Origin of the sequence: Microbacterium sp. A20 (genome assembly GCF_004794515.1) — a bacterium.
Classification (GTDB): Bacteria; Actinomycetota; Actinomycetes; order Actinomycetales; family Microbacteriaceae; genus Microbacterium.
In genome coordinates this window covers 1-5,400 of sequence record NZ_SSDF01000027.1, presented here as the reverse complement: position 1 = coordinate 5,400, position 5,400 = coordinate 1, and the positions used below count along the sequence as shown (strand labels likewise).

Annotated in this window: 7 protein-coding genes; all 7 read right to left on the bottom strand. The window is 66.7% G+C overall.

The features are described 5' to 3' along the window. Positions 1 to 7: 7 nt before the first annotated feature. The 7 genes from DW298_RS00730 to DW298_RS00700 all read right to left on the bottom strand — a co-directional run bounded on the left by DW298_RS00730 (position 8) and on the right by DW298_RS00700 (position 5,224). Positions 8 to 295 (bottom strand): WXG100 family type VII secretion target, encoded by a 288-nt coding sequence (locus DW298_RS00730; protein ID WP_028501988.1) that lies wholly within the window; start codon positions 293 to 295, stop codon positions 8 to 10. Between the two features lie 118 nt (positions 296 to 413). After that, on the bottom strand, positions 414 to 1,091 hold the full coding sequence (locus DW298_RS00725; RefSeq protein ID WP_136040586.1) for a hypothetical protein: 678 nt from the start codon (positions 1,089 to 1,091) through the stop codon (positions 414 to 416). Next, the gene (locus DW298_RS00720; RefSeq protein ID WP_136040585.1) at positions 1,088 to 1,975 is read right to left on the bottom strand and encodes a hypothetical protein; all 888 of its coding nucleotides are present in this window, start codon (positions 1,973 to 1,975) and stop codon (positions 1,088 to 1,090) included. The genes DW298_RS00725 and DW298_RS00720 overlap by 4 nt, the downstream gene beginning before the upstream one ends. Next, a complete protein-coding gene (locus DW298_RS00715; RefSeq protein ID WP_136040584.1) occupies positions 1,972 to 2,568 on the bottom strand; it encodes a hypothetical protein in 597 nt (198 codons plus the stop codon). The genes DW298_RS00720 and DW298_RS00715 overlap by 4 nt, the downstream gene beginning before the upstream one ends. Further along, positions 2,568 to 3,878, bottom strand: a complete 1,311-nt coding sequence (locus DW298_RS00710) for a hypothetical protein (protein ID WP_136040583.1) — start codon at positions 3,876 to 3,878, stop codon at positions 2,568 to 2,570. Before DW298_RS00710 ends, DW298_RS00715 begins: the two co-directional genes overlap by 1 nt. A 14-nt stretch (positions 3,879 to 3,892) precedes the next feature. Continuing rightward, positions 3,893 to 4,240, bottom strand: coding sequence for a flagellar protein FlgN (locus tag DW298_RS00705; RefSeq protein ID WP_136040582.1), 348 nt, complete (start codon positions 4,238 to 4,240; stop codon positions 3,893 to 3,895). A gap of 87 nt (positions 4,241 to 4,327) precedes the next feature. Beyond that, positions 4,328 to 5,224 carry a hypothetical protein gene (locus DW298_RS00700; protein WP_136040581.1) on the bottom strand — a complete coding sequence of 299 codons (897 nt, stop codon included), beginning with the start codon at positions 5,222 to 5,224 and terminating at the stop codon, positions 4,328 to 4,330. Positions 5,225 to 5,400: the final 176 nt, after the last annotated feature.

The window sequence follows — 5,400 nt, the reverse complement described above, 5'->3', positions numbered from 1 at the left end:
CTGTGTGTCAGCTGCCGGCGAGCTGCTGGTCCAGGTCCTGGATCGCACGCATCATGCCCAGCAGCGACTCGGACATGTCGTTGATACCGTCGACCGCGGTCTTCAGACCCGTCGTCAGCTCCGTGTAACCCTCACCGAACTTGCCCGACGCGTGCTGCGTCTTGAAGTCCTCGCCCAGAAGAGTGTCGACCTGACCCTTCAACGTGTCCAGCTGACCCTGAATGTCATCACGAGCCTGCGACAGCGACGACGCCACCTGCTCCATCTCTGCATAAGACGCACCGAAATCGGCCATCGTCCACACCTCCGCTAGTTGAGAGAACCGGACCCCTCCGGCCCGAACACCCCCACCCTACGAGCATCCGACGGACACCGTCGATGGGGACAACTCCCCATCCCGAGCCGAGGGCCGCTCAGCCGCCGTCGGTCGGCGCCTGCTCGGCGGCGACGGGGACCGCCGCCTCCTCGGCCAACTGCTCCCACGCGAAGGTCGAGATCATCGCATCGCTGAGCAGCTCGATGCCGTCGAGCACCTCTGCCGGGATGACGTCGCCGTCAGGGATCACGATCGTGGAGGTGAAGACGAGCGCCTTGCGACGCAGCGTCCCCGGCACCGGGATGATGTACGTCATCGTCCGGCCACCGACACCGTCGATCGCCTGCGCGCCGGCAGGCCGCTTCGTCTCGGCCGACCAGCGGACGATGTGCTTGAGATTCTCGTCGAGGAAGACCGCGCCGCGGGTGCGGAACGCCTCCGTCACCCACGCATCGAGATTTTCGCCGTCGGGCGCATCGAGCGCAGAGGCCGTGATCGAGAGGGGCAGCAGCTCGTCCATCGGCACATCCTCCTGCCGATAGATCGCGAACACCTTGGTGCGCCGCATGCCCTGGTTGGCCTGCGCCATCATCGTGCGGAACTCGGCGTCCAGATCGGGGCGCCCTGCCTGCATGAAGATCGCGCTGGCCTTGCGCACATCCTCCTGCTGCCCCGCGTTCGTCGGCAGATGCGTCGCCCACCCCGGGGGCAGGACGAGCCGGAAGGGCGGGATGCCGAAGCGGAACTCCACACCGAGGTCGTTCATCTCATTCATCGCGTCTGCGCTCGCTTCTTCGCGCGTTCCTCGACCACGGCATTGCCGGGGAGGGCGACCGCGCTAAGGCGCGCCGTACCCAGCCCAGAGCGCTTCGCCCCCTTTGCCACCGACCGAGCTATCGGCCGAGAGTCGTGCGACGCTGCAACGGCCAGTTCGCGCCAGGTCGTCAGCATCTCGTCAAAGATCTCGTTGCGCGCAGCGCGGTTGAGCCGTGCGAGACGCCGCCGGGCCTTACGCTGCGCATGCTCGACGACAGACCATTCGGCCGCGGGATTGAGCTTGATCTCGGCCAGTCGATCCACCAGCTCATCGAGCAGCCGGTCGACCTCTTGTCGCACCGCAGGCAGGCGGAGCAGCACGCGTCGCTCTTCCGCATTCCACGCCGCCGTCACAGCCTGCGCGCACACATAGCAGGTCCGCTTCGGGAGATTGCGCGTGGAGGCGTATCCGCAGGAGCAGCGATCCACGACGGCATCGAGCGCCTGATCCAGGGTTGTCTGGTCGCCCGATGCGGTGCCAGCGTCGTTCACCGCTTCCAGGGCATCGAGAAGCGACGCGGCCCCGGGCGCGTCGACCTCGCCGAGCAGCGCGTCGTACGCGGTCAGCTTCAGCGCATCTCGCGCGCTGATCCATCGCTCGACCTCTTCGCCCGGAAGAATGCCGCGCACGGACGCGGCGTAACCCGCCAGCGCCGTGCGCTGGATGGAAGCCACATGTTCGGTGAACGCGTCGGCGTCCATACCGCGCACGGCATCGGTCCGCTCGATCAGGCCCCGGATTTTCGCCGCACCTGCGTGTACAGCATTCGCATGGCGGTCAGCCAACGCCGGATACCGCTCGAAGAGCTGCGTTTCGACGCCGATGAGGTCGTATCTGCTCACGGTGCGACCGCCACCGGCCGCGGAAGTCGGATCCCCGGGATCAGACGCATGAGCTGCTCCTCGAACAGGACGAAAGCGGGAAGGGTCGTCCCCAGCGTATCGATAAGGATGCTCCAGGTGCCGTCGTTCAGTCGCACAGTCCATTGCGTGATGAGTACCGGGAGTTGCCCCTCGAGTTGGGTGGAGCGACGTACGAGGAACCCACCGCCATGCGTCTCGGTCCGCAGCGGCACCACATCGAATCCAGCGGAGAACCGGGCGTCGTCAAAGACCTCCTCGTTCGCTTCACTTCCAGGCCCCGAGGCTCGCGACACAGTGATCGTCACGAGGAGATCGCTGTACATGTTGGCCGGTGCGAACCACAATCGGGTGACACCGTCTTCGGCCTGCGACAGCAGAGCGCTCGCAGTCGTGCGCAGCAGCGCAAGGCTCTGCGGATCGGACATCGCGCTATGGGGGAACCTCTCGAGCGCGGCATCTGTCCAGACAGCGGCCGCATCGAGGCCGATCCGGCCCCCCTCCGCTTGCGGGAGCGGGACAAACCAGGCGGCGTCGAAGTCTAGGTCCCAGACAAACGCTGCATCCGCTGACATCAGAGCAGCCCGTTCACGAGCCCTGCGGGTGACAAACCGCCGGATGGCTTGCCATTACTGGAGAGCCCCACTGCGCGGTCGGACCACTTGAACGTGTTCCACGCGGCTTCGAACATCGAGTTGGTCGGTGCCTTGGCGACGTTTGCGAGCCCCTCTGGCAGCGTCGATCGCAACACCTCTTGGAATCGCGGGCCGGTCGACGACACCGCGTCATTGAAGGCGACCTGGAACGACCGATTGGCGCCGAAGAAGAAGCGCTCGCCCAGTCCACCGACGACGTTGTTCCCTAGCTGACGGACACCGGACACCCCCGACGCATATGCTCCGAAATTCTGGGAGACGATACCGCGCCACGGCGACGTGGTGCCGGCCAAGCCCCGGAGTCTTGTCATCTGCTGCACGGGATTGCGGAACTGCGCGACGAACTCATCGACGAACTTCACCTCGCCTTTGAAGATCTTGCCGAGTTTGCCCACAGGGAGGATGCCGATGATGGCCCAGCCGAGATCGCCCCAGCCCTTGCGCCCGTCGAACATCAGGGCGACCGTGAGTGCGAGCGCGATGACGCCCACCACCAGGGCCGCGATGGCGAAGAACGGTCCGCCGATGATCAGGCCCAGTACGGCGATCGCGAGACCGACCCAGCTCACCCACTCGGCCACGACGGCGAGGACACCGGCGACGTTCTCCCACGTGGAGTCCTCGCCGATCTTGTTCGCATCCGTCAGCCCGGAGACGGCGGCCTCGTAGGCCTCGTGCCAGGTGTCGTACTCGCCGTCGAAGGCGTCGAGGTTGTCGTTGTGCGTCGTCTCGGCGGTGTTGAGAGTCGACACCGCACCCGAGGCCGCGTTGGCGAGGTTCGTTCCGGCTGTCGTGCTCGCCGATGCGTCTTCGGGCGCCGGCGGGTTCAGGCGCGTGGACGTGTTGTGCGCCTGCAGCGCGTCGGCGGCGTCGGCCGCGTTGGACTGCGCGGTCTGCAGCTCGGTGAGGCTCGTCTGGCAGTCCGCCACGATGGTGCGCATGCGGCTCTGCGCGGTCTCGAGCGCCACGGCGTAGTTGCTCAGCGTGGTGCCTGCCGGCTTGTAGCGTCGGCCGGCCTCATCGAGATCTTTGTGGACGTCGCCGACGACATCCTTGATCTTGTCCATCGCATAGCCTTCGCCATCGACAGAGCCGTCCTTGATGTCCTTGAGCGTCGCGGCGGCGCTGACCATGCTGTCACCGAGCTCGACGATCTTCGCCCCGCGGTCGGCGATCGCCACGGCGTCTCCGGGCACGACCTCGACGTCACGTCCCTTGTTCGTCTGCATCTGCTTCTCTCCCCCTAGACCGCGGCCGGCTGACGGCCGGCTCCCGGCGCGTTCCCCGAACCGGACTGCTCCATCGACGTCGCCATCTCGGTGTCGAGGCTGGTGACCTCGTCGACTGTGCCCTTGACCCGCTCGGCGACCTCTTTGAGCTTGGTGAGCAGCTTGTCGCGGCTGTCGTTCCAGCTGCCCTCGAAGTCGTGGCAGCGGTCCTTCAGACGACCGTCGCCGTAGGGTGTGCCGACGGCGTTCTCGACGTCGTCCTGCTTGGCCGCGGCGGCTTCCAGCTCGGCCACGATCGCCGTGAGCTTCTCGCTGGTGATGCTCAGATCGCTGATCGGTATGAGCACGCGTTCGCCTGCCATGGTCCCCTCCTTCATCCCCGGACGTTTCGAGGCTACTGGCAGAGGTCGAGGCTGGCGATGGGGAGTACTCCCCATCCGCGCTGCGCGTCAGACCCTCCAGCTGCTGTTCTTGCGCTTCTCGGAATCCTTGACGAATGCTGCGATGCCCTCCGCGTCCGCACGCATGCCGAGTTCGGTGAGCGCTGCCGCGCCGAGACCGCGCTTGTGCACCTTCTGCGCGGTCGAACGCACGCTCGTGGTCGCGACGCGCGACAGCGGTTCGATGAAGCTGCTCCATCGGCGCAGGTCGACGTTCGCCAGGTCGGCTCGGTGTGCGCGCGCCAGCCGGCCGATACGGCGTCCGCCCGCCTTCCGTTTGCCGAAAGCCTCGGAGACGAGGTACTCGCCGCGGGTCTGGAACACCGTCGTCTGCTGCTGCGCGACGTCTTCGATCACCTGCGCGACCTCTTCCGCGTATGCGGGCATTCCGCGGAGCAGCCGGCGCTCCTCGGCCACCCAGCGTCGCAGCAGCACTTCGCCGCACTCCGGACACACCTGCTTCGGGAGGATGCCGTCGACCGCATAGCCGCACGCGCAGTCGATACCGCGCTGCTGCGGCCTGTGCGGACGTCCGCCGAGCTTCTCGCGCAGCAGGGATGCGCCGACAGCGCTGCGCCCGAGCTCGTCCGCCAGGAGCCCCTCACCACTTCTGCGCTGCATCTCCGCGACGAGCGCCTCCCACCGTTCCTGGTCGGCGGGGCGGATCAAGGCACGTGCCGATGCCGCGTATTCGTCGAGCACGGCCGTGATCTCGGCTTCCTGGGCCGCGCGCTTCAGCGCCGTCGCCGATGTCGCGCCGGGCCACGACGGAAAGGAGATTCGCGCGGCCAGCTCCCGCATCCGCGCGTCCCCCGAGACTCCCGTCGCCTCGTGCAGCGCGGCCAGAGGCGCGCTCCCCTCCAGGACGCCACGTTCGAACTCCTCGACAGCATCGGACGCACTCATGCTCCCACCGTAAACGCCCACACACGACGAAGAGGGCCGACCGTCATGGTCGACCCTCTTCGTGTAGCCGTGCTGTGTGTCAGCTGCCGGCGAGCTGCTGGTCCAGGTCCTGGATCGCCTACGTCGCTGTCATCGTGATCGTCGCGTGGCGTGTGGGTCTCAAGCTGCAGAAGGAT

Coding starts and splice junctions, on each gene's coding strand:
- DW298_RS00700 (WP_136040581.1), bottom strand. CDS start 5,224: ATGAGTGCGTCCGATGCTGTCGAGGAGTTCGAACGTGGCGTCCTGGAG.
- DW298_RS00715 (WP_136040584.1), bottom strand. CDS start 2,568: ATGTCAGCGGATGCAGCGTTTGTCTGGGACCTAGACTTCGACGCCGCC.
- DW298_RS00730 (WP_028501988.1), bottom strand. CDS start 295: ATGGCCGATTTCGGTGCGTCTTATGCAGAGATGGAGCAGGTGGCGTCG.
- DW298_RS00705 (WP_136040582.1), bottom strand. CDS start 4,240: ATGGCAGGCGAACGCGTGCTCATACCGATCAGCGATCTGAGCATCACC.
- DW298_RS00725 (WP_136040586.1), bottom strand. CDS start 1,091: ATGAATGAGATGAACGACCTCGGTGTGGAGTTCCGCTTCGGCATCCCG.
- DW298_RS00710 (WP_136040583.1), bottom strand. CDS start 3,878: ATGCAGACGAACAAGGGACGTGACGTCGAGGTCGTGCCCGGAGACGCC.